At 73.5% G+C, this 15,183-nt stretch carries 17 protein-coding genes; 10 read left to right on the forward strand and 7 right to left on the reverse strand.

The genetic code is table 11. The annotated features are described in order from the left end of the window. Positions 1–45: 45 nt before the first annotated feature. Positions 46–543, reverse strand: a complete 498-nt coding sequence (locus CCN39_RS19585) for a PH domain-containing protein (RefSeq protein WP_086844003.1) — start codon at positions 541–543, stop codon at positions 46–48. A 93-nt stretch (positions 544–636) separates the two neighbouring features. Here CCN39_RS19585 and CCN39_RS19590 point away from each other — a divergent pair, with 93 nt between their 5' ends. Continuing rightward, positions 637–1,233 carry a TetR/AcrR family transcriptional regulator gene (locus CCN39_RS19590; protein WP_244210871.1) on the forward strand — a complete coding sequence of 199 codons (597 nt, stop codon included), beginning with the start codon at positions 637–639 and terminating at the stop codon, positions 1,231–1,233. Positions 1,234–1,370: 137 nt separating this feature from the next. Here the strand turns inward: CCN39_RS19590 and CCN39_RS19600 are convergent, their stop codons facing one another. Next, complete coding sequence (locus CCN39_RS19600) at positions 1,371–2,021, reverse strand: GOLPH3/VPS74 family protein (RefSeq protein WP_086844005.1); 651 nt, start codon at positions 2,019–2,021, stop codon at positions 1,371–1,373. Between the two features lie 165 nt (positions 2,022–2,186). Here CCN39_RS19600 and CCN39_RS19605 point away from each other — a divergent pair, with 165 nt between their 5' ends. Together CCN39_RS19605 and CCN39_RS19610 are read left to right on the forward strand one after the other, a co-directional pair. Further along, positions 2,187–3,422: a sensor histidine kinase gene (locus CCN39_RS19605; protein WP_086844007.1), complete on the forward strand. Its 1,236-nt coding sequence runs from the start codon at positions 2,187–2,189 to the stop codon at positions 3,420–3,422. Then, positions 3,397–4,047, forward strand: coding sequence for a response regulator (locus CCN39_RS19610; RefSeq protein WP_086844009.1), 651 nt, complete (start codon positions 3,397–3,399; stop codon positions 4,045–4,047). The genes CCN39_RS19605 and CCN39_RS19610 overlap by 26 nt, the downstream gene beginning before the upstream one ends. On the opposite strand, the gene CCN39_RS19615 is transcribed toward CCN39_RS19610, so the two are convergent. The 4 genes from CCN39_RS19615 to CCN39_RS19630 form a co-directional block, all read right to left on the reverse strand. After that, the gene (locus CCN39_RS19615; RefSeq protein ID WP_086844011.1) at positions 4,044–4,751 is read right to left on the reverse strand and encodes a M50 family metallopeptidase; all 708 of its coding nucleotides are present in this window, start codon (positions 4,749–4,751) and stop codon (positions 4,044–4,046) included. The two genes, CCN39_RS19610 and CCN39_RS19615, sit on opposite strands and share 4 nt — an antisense overlap. Positions 4,752–4,840: 89 nt before the next feature. Next, positions 4,841–8,056 carry a tetratricopeptide repeat protein gene (locus CCN39_RS19620; protein WP_143264085.1) on the reverse strand — a complete coding sequence of 1,072 codons (3,216 nt, stop codon included), beginning with the start codon at positions 8,054–8,056 and terminating at the stop codon, positions 4,841–4,843. Between the two features lie 100 nt (positions 8,057–8,156). Beyond that, positions 8,157–8,528 (reverse strand): winged helix-turn-helix transcriptional regulator, encoded by a 372-nt coding sequence (locus tag CCN39_RS19625; RefSeq protein WP_086844014.1) that lies wholly within the window; start codon positions 8,526–8,528, stop codon positions 8,157–8,159. A 40-nt stretch (positions 8,529–8,568) separates the two neighbouring features. Next, positions 8,569–8,994 (reverse strand): SRPBCC family protein, encoded by a 426-nt coding sequence (locus CCN39_RS19630; RefSeq protein ID WP_086844016.1) that lies wholly within the window; start codon positions 8,992–8,994, stop codon positions 8,569–8,571. A gap of 23 nt (positions 8,995–9,017) precedes the next feature. On the opposite strand from CCN39_RS19630, the gene CCN39_RS19635 reads away from it, so the two are divergent. The 6 genes from CCN39_RS19635 (at position 9,018) to CCN39_RS19660 (ending at position 14,020) form a co-directional block, all read left to right on the forward strand. Further along, a complete protein-coding gene (locus tag CCN39_RS19635; RefSeq protein ID WP_086844018.1) occupies positions 9,018–9,548 on the forward strand; it encodes a TetR/AcrR family transcriptional regulator in 531 nt (176 codons plus the stop codon). A gap of 12 nt (positions 9,549–9,560) precedes the next feature. After that, positions 9,561–11,249: a CocE/NonD family hydrolase gene (locus CCN39_RS19640; RefSeq protein ID WP_086844020.1), complete on the forward strand. Its 1,689-nt coding sequence runs from the start codon at positions 9,561–9,563 to the stop codon at positions 11,247–11,249. A 69-nt stretch (positions 11,250–11,318) separates the two neighbouring features. Then, positions 11,319–11,717 (forward strand): hypothetical protein, encoded by a 399-nt coding sequence (locus CCN39_RS19645; RefSeq protein WP_086844022.1) that lies wholly within the window; start codon positions 11,319–11,321, stop codon positions 11,715–11,717. Continuing rightward, entirely contained in the window at positions 11,714–11,914 is a 201-nt protein-coding gene (locus CCN39_RS19650; RefSeq protein WP_086844024.1) for a hypothetical protein, read from the forward strand. Before CCN39_RS19645 ends, CCN39_RS19650 begins: the two co-directional genes overlap by 4 nt. Positions 11,915–11,960: 46 nt before the next feature. Then, positions 11,961–12,647 carry a response regulator transcription factor gene (locus tag CCN39_RS19655; protein WP_086844025.1) on the forward strand — a complete coding sequence of 229 codons (687 nt, stop codon included), beginning with the start codon at positions 11,961–11,963 and terminating at the stop codon, positions 12,645–12,647. Next, positions 12,644–14,020 carry a HAMP domain-containing sensor histidine kinase gene (locus tag CCN39_RS19660; RefSeq protein ID WP_086844027.1) on the forward strand — a complete coding sequence of 459 codons (1,377 nt, stop codon included), beginning with the start codon at positions 12,644–12,646 and terminating at the stop codon, positions 14,018–14,020. Before CCN39_RS19655 ends, CCN39_RS19660 begins: the two co-directional genes overlap by 4 nt. Here the strand turns inward: CCN39_RS19660 and CCN39_RS19665 are convergent. Then, positions 13,974–14,336: an ester cyclase gene (locus CCN39_RS19665; protein WP_086844029.1), complete on the reverse strand. Its 363-nt coding sequence runs from the start codon at positions 14,334–14,336 to the stop codon at positions 13,974–13,976. The genes CCN39_RS19660 and CCN39_RS19665 overlap by 47 nt on opposite strands. 82 nt (positions 14,337–14,418) lie before the next feature. On the opposite strand from CCN39_RS19665, the gene CCN39_RS19670 reads away from it, so the two are divergent. Next, positions 14,419–14,961, forward strand: a complete 543-nt coding sequence (locus tag CCN39_RS19670; protein ID WP_086844031.1) for a TetR/AcrR family transcriptional regulator — start codon at positions 14,419–14,421, stop codon at positions 14,959–14,961. The last annotated feature ends 222 nt before the right edge of the window (positions 14,962–15,183 follow it).

Here is a 15,183-nt window from a genome sequence, read left to right on the forward strand (position 1 = left end):
CGTGCGTTCCGCCGGCCGCCGCGCTGTCGCGCCGGTGCTCGCCGGTCATGTCGCGTCCCCCGGTGTGGCGTCCGTGCGTTCCGTCAGCCGCTCCGCCACGTCCGCCGCGACCTGGGCGTCCAGGCCGCGGAGGCGGACCGCACCTCGAGCCGAAGCCGTCGTCACCGTGACCGTCGCGAGGCCGAACCGCTGCTGGAGCGGGCCGCGCAGCGTGTCGACCGTCTGCACGCGCGACAGCGGCGCCACCCGCCACTCCTGCCACAGGAATCCCGAGCGCACGTAGACCGCCGTGTCGGTCACCTCCCAGCGGTGCAGCCCGAACCACCACCGCGGCAGCACCGCGCACCACACCACGCCCAGCACGGCGACCACCGCCGCCGGGCCCAGCAGCCAGAACGCGGCCGGCGGGATCAGCAGGCCGAGGACCGCGAGCACGAGCACCGCGGGCGCGAACGTCAGCGCTCCCTGCGTGCGCCACCAGGCGATCGCGCGGCGGTCGAGTGCGTGGCGCGGTGGCCGCAGCCGTACTTTTCCGGTCTCCACCGGATACCCCCCGAGGTTGTTTTACAATGCGATCGCATCGTAACGGCGGAGCCCGCGGTTTCGCAATGCGATCGCATGACAACGGGAGCGGACGTGCCGAAACAGGTGGACCACGAGCAGCGCCGGATGCAGATCGCCGAGGCGCTGCAGCGGCTGACCACGCGCTCCGGCCTGGAAGGCGTCAGCCTGCGCCACGTCGCCGCCGAAGCCGGCATGTCCATGGGCTCGGTGCAGCACTACTTCAAGACCAAGGACGAAATGCTGCGCTACGCCCTCGAGCACCGCCACAAGCTCCGCAGCGAGCGGATCACCGCGAAGGTGCTGGCCGAAGGCCCGCCGACGCCGCGGTCGATCCTCCGCGCGTGCCTGGTCGAAATCCTCCCGCGCGACCCCGACAGCGAGGCCGACTTCCTCATCGGCGTCGCCTACTTCATCCGCGCCGTGGCGGACCCGGCGATGGCGAAGGCCTTCGGCGAAGGCATGCCGGAACTCCTCGGGTTCTTCGCGGACCAGGTCCGCCAGGCCCAGCAGGCGGGCGACGTCCCGGCGTGGGTCGACCCCCAGACCGAGGCCTCCCTGCTCTGGGCGATCGCGGACTCCCAGGGCTCGGAAATCCTGATGGGCCACCGCACCCCGGCCGAAGCCATCTCCACAGTGGACTACTACCTCGACCGCCTCTTCACGCCCTGACCGTGTCGTCCCGGCAATCACGCGTGTCGACCCCTCAATCACGCGTGTCGACCCTTCGGGCACGAACGGCGTGTGCGGGAAGGGTCGACGCGCGTGATCCCGGGGTCGACACGCGTGATCGGAGGGACGACACGACATCAGCCGCCGCCTCCGGAGGCGGCCGCGATCGAGGCCGTGCGGGCGGCGTGGAGTTCGCGGATCACCTTGCGCAGGGCCGGGACCGCGGCCCCCGCCTGCTCCTCCAGCCGCGCGAGCCGGTCGCGGTGACGCCGGCGCTCGCCGCGCGGGAGCACCGCGCCCAGCTCGACCGCCGCGGCCAGCGACGTCAGGGCCGCGACGTCCGCGGACACCGGCGCGTCACTCCGCAAGGCCGCCCGCACCGACTCGCGGAGGGCGGCCGCGGAAGCCGGGTCACGGACCTCCGGGCGACGGCGCGGGAACAGCCCCAGCACGCGGGACGTCCGGAGCGCGATCACGCCCGCCGCGTCGAGCTGGGCCTCCAGGGACCGCAACGTCTCGCGCGCCCCGCGGCGGACCCGGGCGCGCCACTTCCGGTGCGGGTCGGCGGCCAGCTCGGCGAGCAGGTCGTCGAGCACCAGGTGGCCCGTGCGGCCGGCACCCGAGACCACCGGACGGCCGCCGTCGTCGGTGATCCGGCCGCGCAGCACCAGATCCGTCAGCGCCGCCGCGCGGACCAGCAGGGCCACGCGCTCGCGGTCCGGCAGCCGGTCGCGCGCGGTGTCGCAGGCCAGCAGGTACGCCCGGGCCGGCAGGGACAGCTCGCTCATCGCACTTCCTCCCTCGTCGTCCCCCACTCCACCGCGAACCGCCACGCGGGCGAAACCGGACGACGAGGGTGATCGCGGCGACGAACGTTGCGCGCCCGCACAACCAGGCACAACCAAAGTTGCACATCCGGGGCGGCCGTCCGGAACAGCGGTTACGGTGACCGCGTGACCACCGCCCGGCGGCCGCTGTGGCCGAGCCGCTCCGACGCCTGCTGGCTGATCTCGGCGGCGCTCGCGTTCGCCGGGATGAACACCTTCTTCTACGTCCTCGGCGACCGGACCTCCGGGGCGTGGGGCCCGGCCGCCGGGCTGGTCCTGCAGATCGCCTGCGACCTCACCCTGGTGCTGCTGTTCCGGTTCCCCGGCCCGGTGTGCGCGTTCGTCACCGCGGGGGCGTTCGCGATGCTCGCGTCCGACACCTTCGCCCCCGGCCTGCTCGTGCCGCTCCACCCGCTCGCGCTGACGACGGTCCCGACGATCACCCCGGTGATCCTCACCCAGGCGGCCCGCGTGCTGGACAAGCGGACCGTGCTGTGGGTGGCCGGCGTCCTGGCCGTGATCGCCGCGCGGCCGTGGACGCCGAGCTGGGCGACGACGCCGTTCGGCCTGCTCAGCACCGCGCTGCCGGCGCTCGCCTCGCTGTACTTCGAAGCCCGCAAGCAGCTCCTCCAGTCCCTGCGCGACCGGGCGGAACGCGCCGAGCGCGAACAGCACCTGCTCGCCGAGCAGGCCCGGGCGGCGGAACGGCGGCGGCTCGCGGGCGAGATGCACGATGTCGTCACCCACCGGCTCAGCCTGATGGTGCTGCACGCCGGCGCGCTCGGCGTGACGTCGGCCGACCCGGCCGCGCGCACGGCGGCCGAGGACATCCGCCGGGAAGGCGCGCTGGCGCTGGACGAACTGCGTGACCTGGTCGGCGTCCTGCGCAACGGCGCGGAGACCGGGCCGCGGACGCTCAGCCCGGAGGAGCCCGGCGACCCGGCGCGGCTGGTCGAGGAGTCCCGGTCGGTCGGGGTGGCGACGGACCTGGTGGTGGACGGCGACCCGGCGCAGGTGTCGCCGACCGTCGCGCGCACCGCGTACCGGCTCGTCCAGGAGGCGCTGACGAACGTCCGCAAGCACGCGCCGGGCGCGTCGGCGGCGGTGTCGCTGCGCTACCACCCGGGCGGCCTGGACGTCTCGGTCGACAGCACGGCGGCGGCGCACCCGCCCGACCCGGCGCTGGCGGACAGCGGGTCCGGCGCCGGGCTGGCCGGCCTCCGGCAGCGCGTCGAACTGGTCGGCGGGCGCTTCGACGCGGGCCCTCGACCCGGCGGCGGGTTCCGGGTCGGTGCGATACTGCCCGCCTACGTCCCGACGTCGGAAGGCACGCACTGTGATCCCGGTGCTCGTGGTCGATGACGAGCCGATGGTGTGCGCGCACCTGCGCACGATCCTGGGTTCGGCGGCCGACATCGAGGTCGTCGCCCAGGCCGCGGACGGCGCCGAAGCCGTCGAGGCCGTGGTCCGGCACCGGCCGCGCGTGGTGCTGATGGACCTGCGGATGCCGGGCGTGGACGGGCTGACGGCGATCGCCCGGATCACGGCGCTGCCGGACCCGCCGGCGGTGGTGGCGCTGACGACGTTCGACGCGGACACGTACGTGATCCGCGCGCTGCGCGCGGGCGCGGCGGGCTTCCTGGTGAAGTCGACACCCCCGGAGGACCTGATCGGCCTGGTCCGCGTGGCGGCGGACGGCCACACGGTGCTCTCACCGTCGGCCGCGCGCCGGCTGGTGGCGTTGTCTTCGGACAGCCGCGAACGCGGCGAAGACGCGCGCCGCCGGACCGCGGGCCTCACCGAGCGGGAGCGGGACGTCCTGGCCTGCCTCGGCTCCGGACTGTCCAATGCGGACATCGCGGCGCGGCTGCACCTCGCCGAGGCGACGGTGAAGAGCTACGTCTCCCGGATGCTGGTGAAGCTGGACTGCGCGAACCGGACGCAGGCCGGGCTGCTGGCACACGAGGCGGGGTTGGTGGCCCGCTAGGGAAACAGCAGCGGTGCGGCGTGCCAGATCGCCCAGCCGTTGAGCAGGAACCACCCGCCGATCCACAGGGGCGACGGCATCTTGGTGCGCCTGGCCAGCGCGGCGGCGTCGTCCTTCTGGGCCTTGTACCCGTTCTGCCTGCGGTTGACGACCAGGATCCGCACGCCGTCGAGCTCGCTGGTCAGCAGCAGCCAGGCTTCGGTGTAGGCGATGGCGACGCGCAGCCAGCCCGGGGCGTAGCGCAGGGCCGAGTACACGACCGCCCCCACCACGACGATCAGCACGAAGGTGAGCAGGTCCCGGGCGAACAGCAGCAGGAACGCCAACGCGGCGAGGGTCAGGACGAGGACGGCCTGGACGTGCCCGCGGTCCAGCAGGACGGCCGCCCCCAGCCCGGCCAGCGGCGGCATCGCGTACCCGGCGGCGGTGGCCAGCACATCGCCGAGCGCCGAGTCGTGCCGCTGCCTGGTGAAGCCGCCGCCCGCGCTGGTGATGGCGACGCGGGCGACGTCACCGCCGGTCAGCAGGCTCACCAGCGCGTGACCGCCTTCGTGGAAGAGGGTGCCGAGGACGTTGGCGTTGCGCAGGAGGCTCCGCCGGCCACTGGGCGGCGTGACGACCGAGGTCAGCGACACCGCGAAGGCGAACAACGCGGTGAGGGCGACGACTCCCCAGCCCGGCGCCGGGACGGTCTCGTTGAGCACGGCGACAGTGTCCCCGCGGGCGGGGCCGCGGGACCCGTCCCGAAGCGGATTGTCCAGGAGCTGTCCACTGGACGGCGGGGCGGCTCGCTTCAGCCGGCCTCGGCCAGGCGGCTCAGGAAGATCGACTGGGCGTCCGGACCGGCCAGCACGGTGCGGAAGTCCGGGCCGAGGACCCGCGAGCAGATCGCCCTCACCAGCCGGTGTTCCCGCTCGGCTTCGGCCCGCCGGTCCAGCTCGAGCAGCAACCCCGCCCGGTTGAGCCGGCAGACCACGGTGTCCCGGCTCGTCGGACCGAGCACCCGCACCCGGGTCTCGAGCGCGGCGCGGAACTCCAGCTCGGCCTCCGCGAGCCGGCCCAGTTCCAGCAGGGTGGCGATGAGCGCGTCCCGGCTCAGCAGGGTGTCGCGATGATCCGGGCCCAAAACGCGCGAACACGCCTCCAGCTCGGCACGGTGTTCCCGCTCGGCTTCCGCGGGCCGGCCCAGCTTGGTGAGCATCTTGGCGAGGTGGAAGCGGCTGGTCAAGGTGCTGCGGTCCGCCGGGCCGAGGGTGCGCTCGCGAAGGGCGAGGACCGTGCGGTGTTCCCGCTCGGCCTCCTCGAGCCGGCCGAGTTCGCCGAGCGCGATCGCCCGGTTGGCCCGGCTGGTCAGGGTGTCGGCGTGGTCCGGCCCGAGGACGCGGGTCCGGGTCTCGACCAGGGTCCGGTACTCCCGCTCGGCCTCCTCCGTCCGGTTCGAGTCCCGGAGGGCGGCGGCGAGCAGGTCGCGCTCGAACAGGGTGTCCGGATGGTCCGGCCCCAGGACGCGGCAGGAAACTTCGAGCACGGCCCGGTGCCCGTCCGCGGCCTCCTCCCACCGCCCGAGCCCCTGGAGGACCGCCGCGTGGTGGCTGCGGCTGCTCCGGGTGTACGGGTGCTCGGCACCGAGAAGCCGGGTTCGCGCTTCGAGAACCGTGCGGTGTTCGCGCTCGGCCTCCGCCAACCGGAGCAGCTCGCCCAGGACGACCGCCAGGTTGCTCCGGCTCGTCAGCGTGTCCGGGTGTTCCGCCCCGAGTACCCGGGTCCGCGCTTCGAGCGTGGTCCGGCCTTCCCGCTCGGCCTCCTCCAGCCGCCCCAGGTGGTAGCGCTCGAGCGCGAGGTTGCTGCGGCTGTACAGGGTGTCGGGGTGCTCCGCCCCGAGGATCCGGACGCGTGCCTCGAGGACGGCGAGGTGGTCGCATTCGGCTTCCTCGTGCCGGCCGAGGCCGCTCAGCACGGCCGCGAGATTGTTGCGGCTGGTCAACGTATCGGGATGTTCGGGACCGAGCACCTTGCGACGCGCTTCGAGGGTGACGCGGTCTTCGCGCTCGGCCTCCGCCAGCCGGCCCAACCGGCCCAGCGTGAGCCCGAAGTTGCTGCGGCTGGTCAAGGTCTGGGGATGCTCCGCGCCCAGCGTCCGGACGCGGGCTTCGAGGACCGCGCGGTGTTCCCGCTCCGCTTCTTCCCAGCGGCCCAAGCTGCAGAACACGCGCGCAAGATCGTGGCGGTAGGTGAGTGTTTCCGGGCTTTCCGCGCCGAACAGGAGGCTCATTCCGTCGAGCGTGGCGCGGTGTTCGCGCTCGGCCTCCACCCATCGGCCCTGCAGTTCGCTGATGACGGCGAGATTGCTGCGGACGGTCAACGTGTACCAGCTCTCGGCACCGACCAGACGCAGCAGCACCTCGAGCGTGGCCCGGTGCTCGCGCTCGGCTTCGGCCAACCGGCCCAGGTCGCCGAGCACACTGGCGAGGTTGTTGCGGCAGGCCAGCGTGTCGAGGTGTTCCGGCCCCAGCAACCGGGTGCGGATCTCCAGTACCGCACGGGTTTCCCGCTCGGCCTCCGCGAAGCGCCCCATCTCGTGGAACGCACTCGCCAGCCTGGCCCGGCCGGTCAGGGCATCGGGGTGCTCGGGCCCGAGTTCGCTCGTCAGCCGCCGCGCGGCCCGGGAGAAAGCCTCCAGCGCCAGCACGTAGTGCCCCTGCTTGGTGCACGTCACCCCGATGGCCATCGCCTCGGAGCCGTCGGCGATGTCGAGCGCCGCACGCAGCGTCGGCTCCGGCACGTACCCTTCGGGACCGCCGACGCGCTGGGCCTCGTCGACGAGGTAGTCGAACACGTCGTAGCCGGTCTTGGCGGACCCCGTCATCAGTGACGTCGTCGCCCGCCGGGCGCGCAACGCCCAGTCCCAGGCTGCCGCCGTCGATTCGGGACGCAGCCGGTCACCGCCGCGCCGGCGCAGGTAGTCGTCGGCCAGTTCTTCCAGCAGCCGGCCGGAAAGCGGCGGCTCGAGACCGGCCCGGCGCACGTCCACCGCGGCGGTCACGAACGCCGCGCCCCTGGGGTTCGCGCCGACGTCCCGGCCGTCGTGCCAGGCGCGCAGCAGCTCGGGGCCGGCGGCGAGGTATTCGGCCAGCCCGTATTCCCCGCGGTGGTCCATCGCGTCGGCGATCCGCGGGTCCCACGCCCGGTCGGCGGCGCGCTCGGCTTCCGCGCCGCTCAGCAGCCGCTCGACGCGGACCTCGTCGTCGACCAGGGCCAGCGTCTCGCGCGCCGCGCGGTACATCTCCCGGGTCGCTTCGTCCAGGCTGCCGGAATCGGCGAACCGGGCGCGCTCCAGCGCCCGGATCGTGCCCACGACCACGGTGTGCCGCGATCCCGCCAGCAGGCGGCCCAGCATCTCGCGGGTGAGGCCCGCGGGTCCCAGGTAGTGCTCCACGTCGTCCAGCCAGACCACGCGGTTCCCGGCCCGCATCGCGCGCTCCAGTGCGGGTTTCACCGCGGCGCGGTCCTTCGGGGCCACCAGCACGTGATCCGGGACGGTCGCCAGGATCGCCTCGAACGCGGTGCGCGACTTCCCGGCGGTGGAGTCACCGACGAGCAGCACGAACCCCCCGCGCGCGATCCGCGCCCGCACCCGCTCGTCGACGTCGCGCGGGACGTACGCCGGCATCGTCTCCGCGGCGCCTTCGGGCCCGGCGGGATCGAGCTGGGCGGCGGGGTGCACCCCCAGCCGCCGCGGATCGGCGACCTGCCGCACCTTCGGGAAGGTCCCACGGGCGGTCACCAGGCAGCCGCGAACAACCGACAGATCGCCGTCGTCACGGCGGGAAACCCGGCTGCGTACCCGGTCGGCGGCCACCTTGACGAACGGCGTCACGAGCACCGCGGCCCCGGCGGCGGCACCGGCCCACCACGAGTTCCCGGCTCCCGCCGCCTTCAGCGCGGCCGGAACCGCGAGCACAGCCGTCCCGGCGAGCAGCGCGAACGCCACCCAGCCCCACCTCTGCACCGGCACCACCACTCACGGCTTCGACGAACCGCACAGTGTTCCGATCCGCGCACCGGCGGACCCGAGGACGCGCCGACCGGTCACCCGGATGGACCATCCCCTACGCGGACGCCGGCGTGTGCTCCGCGTCGTAGGCGTCCCGGGCCTCCTGGACCGAGGACATGTGCTGCCGAGCCCAGCGGTCCAGCACGTCCAGCGGCTCGGACAGGTTGCGCCCCAGGCCGGTCAGCTCGTACTCGACCTTCGGCGGGATCGTCGGGTACGCCGTGCGGGCGAGGATGCCGTCGCGGACCAGGCTGCGCAGGGTCTGCGTCAGCACCTTCTGGGAGATCCCGTCCACGCGGCGGCCGATCTCGGTGAACCGCAGCGGGCCGCCGGAGAGGGCGCCGACGATCAGGACCGTCCACTGGTCACCGATGCGGTCGAGCAGCTGGCGGGTCGGGCAGTTGCGGTCGTACGGATCGGGACCCACGGCACGCCTCCTCACTCTCCCGGGGAGAGTAACACGCCGTTCAGGCGGTGGCCCGAGCCAGACCGGCGGCCACCCGCCTGATGAAGGACCCGAGGAACCACCGGTAGAACCAGCCGGTGCCGGGGACCTTCGGCGTGAACGTCGAGTGCCAGTGGATGTCGGTGCCGCCGTCACGCGGGGCGAGGTCGACGTAGGCGACGTAGTCCCGCAGCGGCAAGCCGCGTTCCAGCGCGTAGCCGAACCGGCGGCCGGGCTCCAGCGCGACGATCTTCTCGTACGAGCTGACGCCGTTGGTCTTGAACAACCGGACCGCGCCGAGCCCCTCGGGCTCCCCCTCTCCCTCGCGGACCAGCTCGAACGACCCCAGCGGCGACCACTTCGGCCAGCTCGCGCCGTCCCTGAGCAAGGCGTACACGGTGTCGGCCGGCGCGGACGTCCGGGTGCGCACCGAAATGCGTTGTACCATTTGGTACGTGTACCATCTGGTACATGATCGACGCAAGCCCGCGGGCGAAGCTCCTCGCCGCGGCGATCGACCACATCGCCCACCACGGCGGCGCCGACCGGAGCCTGCGGGCACTGGCCGCGGACCTCGGCACCAGCCACCGCATGCTCATCTACCACTTCGGCTCGAAGGAAGGCCTGCTGACGGCGGTGGCCCGGGAGGTCGAGGCCCGCCAGCGCGCCGCGCTCGCCGGTCTCGACCCGGCGGAGTTCTGGCGCCGGCTCACCGACGACGACCTGCGCGCCAACGAAAAGCTGTTCTTCCAGCTCTACGGTCAGGCCCTCGGCGGCACCCCGGGCACGGCGGAGTTCCTCGACGGCGTGGTCGAAGACTGGCTCGGGCCCATCGAAGCCCGGCTCGCCGAGCTCGGCGTCCCGGAGGCCGACCGGGCCGCCCACGCCCGCCTCGGGCTCGCCGTGACCCGCGGGCTGCTGCTCGACCTCGTCACGACCGGCGACCGCGAAGCCGTCGACGCCGCCATGGCCAAGTTCCTGGTGCTGTACGAAAAACCGTGATCCCCTGGTCCGATGCGACTGATCCTGGGGTTCTTGGCCGCGTTGCTCGCGACATCGGGACTCGCGGCCCCGGCCGCCGCCGCGGAAAGCCGGCCGGTCCACTCGTACGCGGACGCGATCCGCCAGACGGCGTGGGTGGAGACCGGCACCGACAACGACCGCGACGGCAAGCCCGACCGCATCGCCGCCGACGTCATCCGGCCGGACACGCGCGGGCGTGTCCCGGTGATCCTCGACGTCAGCCCGTACTACGCGTGCTGCGGCCGTGGCAACGAAATGCAGAAGAAGACGTACGCGCCGGACGGCACGCCGCAGCAGTTCCCGCTGTTCCTGGACAACTACTTCGTGCCGCGCGGGTACGCCGTCGTGCTGGCCGACGTCGGCGGGACGAACCGGTCGTCCGGCTGCTTCGACGACGTCGGGTCCGGCAACGCGGTCGTGAACTGGCTGGGCGGCCGGGCGAAGGCCTTCGACGCCCCCGACGGCGGCCGTCCGGTGACCGCGGACTGGGCCACCGGGGACGTCGGCGCGATCGGCAAGTCGCAGGACGGCGCGACCGCGATCGGGATGGCCGCGTCGGGCGTCGCCGGGCTGAAGACGATCGTGCCGATCGAGGGCGTCGCGGACAACTACGCCCAGCTCATCGGCAACGGCGCGCCCTTCGCCACGCCGGAGAACACCGGGTCGCCTTTCACCTACAACGAGCGCGCGGCGGAGCTGTGCAAGCCGTTCGAAGCGGATCTGAAGGCGCGCGCCGGGCAGGCGAGCGTGCTCATCGCACAGGGCTTCGGGGACTGGGTCGTGACGCCGAACCAGTTCGCCCGCTACTGGGACGCGCTCGGCCGGGCCGGCGTCCCGCGCAAGGCGTGGCTGAGCCAGGCCGGCCACACCGACCCCTTCGACCTGCAGCGGGCGCCGTGGGTCGAGACGCTGCACCGCTGGTTCGACCGCTGGCTGCTCGGGCGGCACAACGGCGTCGAGCGCGAGCCCGCCGTGCACCTCGAAACGGCGCCGGACCAGTGGACCGACGTCCGGAGCTGGCCGCCCGCGACGCGCCCCGCGACGTTCCGGCCGTCGGCCGACGGGACGCTGGGGCTGGCCGGCTCCGGCACGGCGAGCGTCGTCGACGACCCCGCCATCACCCGTGAGCAGTGGGCGGCCGGGGTGTCGGCCGCGCGGTTCACCGGGGCTCCGCTGCCCGCGCCGGTGCGGCTCGCCGGGTCGCCGTCGGTGACGATCACGGCGTCGTCGGACCAGACCGCCGCCCGGCTCGGCGTCGCGCTCGTCGACTACGGCCCGGCCGAGACGCGCAACACCGCGTTCTACGGCAGCGGGGTCGAGAACCTGGCCACGCGGTCGTGCTGGGGTTCGAGTACCGACGCCGACAGCGCGTGCTTCCTCGACACCGTCGCCGACGTCGTCAGCGTCGACCACCGGATCGTCGCCGCCGGCTGGGCCGACCTCGGGCACCACGCGTCGCTGCGGCACGGCGAACCGCTCGTCCCCGGGCGGCCCTACACGATGACGTTCGACCTCACCGCGCTCGACCACGTCGTTCCCGCGGGGCACCGGCTCGGGCTGCTCCTCGGCGGCACGGACGGGCTCCTGTTCGACCCGGCGCTGCCGCACTTCGGCGACACGCTGACGTTCGACCTCGCGCGGACGTCGGTCACCGTCGGCCTTACAAAGCCCGAACACTAGGCGGACGCCCTCCGAACACCGCCCCGCCAGAGTTCTCCTCGTAACCCGAACCCCGGATGAGGAGAGACGATGCGAGGAACGACCTGGACGCGGCTGGCGCTGGCGGGCTGCGGGAGCGCGGTCGGCCTGCTGGTGGCGGCGCCGCTGGCCTCGGCCCAGACGCCGACGCCGGTGGCGCCGATCACGCTCAGCCCCGAAGAGTCGCAGCAGGTCTGCTCGGACTGGGTGCCGAAGCTGCAGAAGCGGGCCGACAACCTGAAGAAGCGGATCAACGGCGGCGCCGAGGTCAAGGGCTCGGTCGCCAACCTCAAGGCGCGGGCGGCCGACCAGCGGGCCGCCGGGCACACCGCCCGCGCCGACCAGCTCGACCAGCGCGCCACCAAGCGGCAGGGCCGCGTCGGCGAGCTGGACGCGGCCAAGCAGAAGCTCGACGCCTTCGCGTCCGCGCACTGCAAGCCGGCCAAGTGAGGGGCGCGAGGGTCGCGGCGGCGGTCGGGGCCGCCGCGCTCATCGCGCTCGGCTGCTCGGCCTGCCGGGACAACCTGATGGGCTCGCCGGACCCGGGGAGCGCGCCGACGTCGTCGTCCTCGTCCGCCGAGCTGAGCGGAATCGAGTCGACCCTGAACGGCATCGAATCCGACATGAACAGCGATGGCTCGCCCTGACCGGCTAGCGTCTCCCCTCTGAACCACGGCGGAGACGGGAGCAGGTATGGGGTCACCGGGACGCGGCCTCGTCCTCGTGGTCGAGGACGAGGCCGCGATCGCCGAGCTGGCGGCGCTCTACCTCAAGCGCGACGGCTTCGGCGTGCACGTCGAGGCCGACGGCGGCCGGGCCCTCGAAGCCGTCCGGCGGCTCAAGCCGGTGGCGATCGTGCTCGACATCGGACTGTCCGGAATGGACGGTATCGAGATCTGCAAGGCGTTGCGCGCGGCCGGGGACTGGACGCCGGTGCTGTTCGTCACCGCCCGCGACGACGAGCTCGACCGGCTGCTCGGCCTGGAGATCGGCGCCGACGACTACCTCACCAAGCCGTTCAGCCCGCGCGAGCTGGCGGCCCGGGTCCGGACGGTGCTGCGCCGCGCCTCGGGGGTGGCGCCGCCCGCATCGGTGTTGACCGTCGGCGGCGCGCGGGTGGATCTCACCAGCCGCCGCGCCTGGGCCGGCGACGTCGAGGTTTCCCTGACGTCGACCGAGTTCGACCTCCTGGCGCACCTGCTCCGGCACCCGGGGCAGGTGCTTTCGCGCGACCAGCTGCTGAGTGCGGTCTGGGGGTACGCCGCGGCCGCGGGGACGCGCACGGTGGACGTCCACGTGGCTCAGCTGCGGGCGAAACTCGGCGCGTCGAGTCCGATCCGGACGGTCCGGGGCATCGGCTACGCGGCGGACCCGGCATGAAGTTCCGGGGGACGCTGGCCGGGCGGATCACGCTGGTGTGCCTGGCCGTCGCGGGTGTCGCGGTGATCGTGGCGGGGCTGGTGGCGTCCCGGCTGATCCGGACCACGGCGGACAACGTGCTGCAGTCGACGCTGGCCGCGCAGGCCGACGTCGTCGCGTCGCAACTGGACGAAACGGGCATCGGCAACCGGCTGGGTGTCGGCAAGGTGGCCGACGTCGTGCGCGGGCAGGGCATTTCGGTGGTGGTCCGCCGGGCGGGCGGGCAGGCGCTCGGGGACGCCGTCGCGGTCCAGGCCGCCGTCAAGGCCGGTCTCGGTTCGGACGCGTCGCAGCGCGTCACCGTGGCCGGGGCGCAGTACCTGGTCGAGACGCGGGTGGTCGGCACGCGTGGGGCGGCGTTCGCGCTGGTCCTGCCCACCCGGAACGCCCAAGCGACGCAACGGGCGCTGGTGCGCAACATCCTGCTGGCGCTGGGGATCGGGCTGCTCGTGGCCGCGCTCGCGGGGTTCGTCTCGGGCCGACTGCTGGGCCGTCCGCTGCGCCGGGCCGCTCTCGCCGCGGGCTCGCTGCGGGCGGGCCGGCGCGACGTGCGGGTCCCGGTGCAGGGGCCGCGCGAGGTGGCGGAGGTGGCGGGGTCGCTGAATTCGCTGGCCGACGCGCTGGCCGTCAGCGAGGCGCGGCAGCGGGAGTTCCTGCTGTCGGTGTCGCACGAGCTGCGGACGCCGTTGACGGCGGTGACGGGCTTCGCCGAGGCGATCGCGGACGGCGTCGCTGCCGGAGACGACGCCGTGCGCGCCGGTCAGACGATCCAGCGCGAGGCGGCGCGGCTTTCGCGGTTGGTCGAAGACCTGCTGGAGCTGGCGCGGCTGGGGGCGGACGAGTTCCGGCTGGACATGGCTTCGGTGGATCTGGCCGCTCTGGTGCGCGACTGCGCGGAGGTGTGGCAGCTGCGGTGCTTGCGCGAGGACGTCCGGCTGGCCGTTTCGGCGCCGGCCGCGCCGGTGCCGGTGCTGGCGGACGCCCGGCGGCTGCGTCAGGTGGTCGACGGCTTGGCGGAGAACGCCCTGCGCGTCACGCCCGCCGGCGCCCCGATGGTGTTTTCGCTTTCGGTGTCCGGTTCTTCGGCATCGCTGTCGGTCCGGGACGGCGGCCCTGGCCTGGCGCCGGAGGACTACCCGGTGGCGTTCGAGCGCGGCGTCCTGAACGCGCGCTACCGCGACCGCCGTCCGGTCGGCTCCGGCATCGGCCTGGCCCTGGTCCACGCCCTGGTCACCCGCATGGGCGGAACCCTGACGGCCGGGCCCGCCCCGGAAGGCGGCGCGGCCTTCACCCTGGCGTTCCCGGTGCACCCAGCTGCGCGGCACGCGCGGTGACGTCCATCAGCGCCCAGTGCTCGACGACCCGGCCGTCGCGGACCCGGATCATGTCCATGCTGGTCACGGCGTAGCCGGGGCCGGAACTGGTGTAGCGGTTCACCGAGAACTCGCCTTCGCTGACGTTCTGCTCGATCCGCACGGCGACGTCGGCCTTCCGGTCCCACTTCGCCCGCCAGGCGTCGATGCCGTGGTGGTCGCCGGCGGTGCCGCCGCGGTGATCGACGACGTCGGGATCGATGAGACGCAGGCCTTCCTCGAAGCGTCCGGCCGTCCAGAGCTCGACCAGCCGCGCGTGGACTTCGGACGGGGTCATCGTCGCCTCCGTTAAGTGGGGAGTTCCCCGGTTAGGTGGCGCTAGGCTAACCGGGGAGTTCCCCACTTGGCAAGGAGCACCGATGCCCGCACGAGCCCGCCGGTCCGACGCCCGGGACAACCACGCGCTTCTGCTGGCGGCCGCTCGTGCGGTGTTCGCCGAAGACGGCCCCGACGCCCCGCTCGACCGGATCGCCCGGCGCGCGGGCATCGGCAACGCGACGATGTACCGCCACTTCCCCAGCCGTCGCGAACTGGTCATCGCGGTGTACGCCGACGAAGTCGCGTCGCTGACTTCGCACGCGCGTCTCGACGCGGCCGACCCGGGGGCGGCGTTGTTCGCGTGGCTGGCGTTGTTCGTCGAGCACGTCCGGGACAAACGCGACCTCGCGTTGTCCCTGACCACCCCGGCCGGCGACCACGAAACCCTGTTCGCCCGCTGGCACGAGACGATGAACGAGACGGCGGCGGCCCTCGTCGCCCGCGCCAAGTCGGCGAACGCGGTCACCCCGGACACCGACCCCCTCGACCTCCTCCTGCTGGCCACCGGCATCGCTCTCACCGACGTCCCGGCCCACACCCCCCGCCTGCTGGCCCTGGTCCGCCGAGCCGTGTCGACCCCCTGATCACGAGTGCCGACCCCCCAATCACGCGAGATCGCTCCCCAATCACGCGAGTTCCGTCCCCAATCACGCGAGATCGGGTTCCGGTCACGCGAGATCGGGTTCCGGTCACGGAGCCGGCCCACCGGACGCGGGAGTTCGCCGGTCCGGTACGCGGGATCCGCGTGATCGAGGCCGGGATTCGCGTGATTGAGGGCGGAACTCACGTGATTGAGGGCGGGACTC

It is taken from the genome of Amycolatopsis kentuckyensis (assembly GCF_002155975.1).
Taxonomy (GTDB): domain Bacteria; phylum Actinomycetota; class Actinomycetes; order Mycobacteriales; family Pseudonocardiaceae; genus Amycolatopsis; species Amycolatopsis kentuckyensis.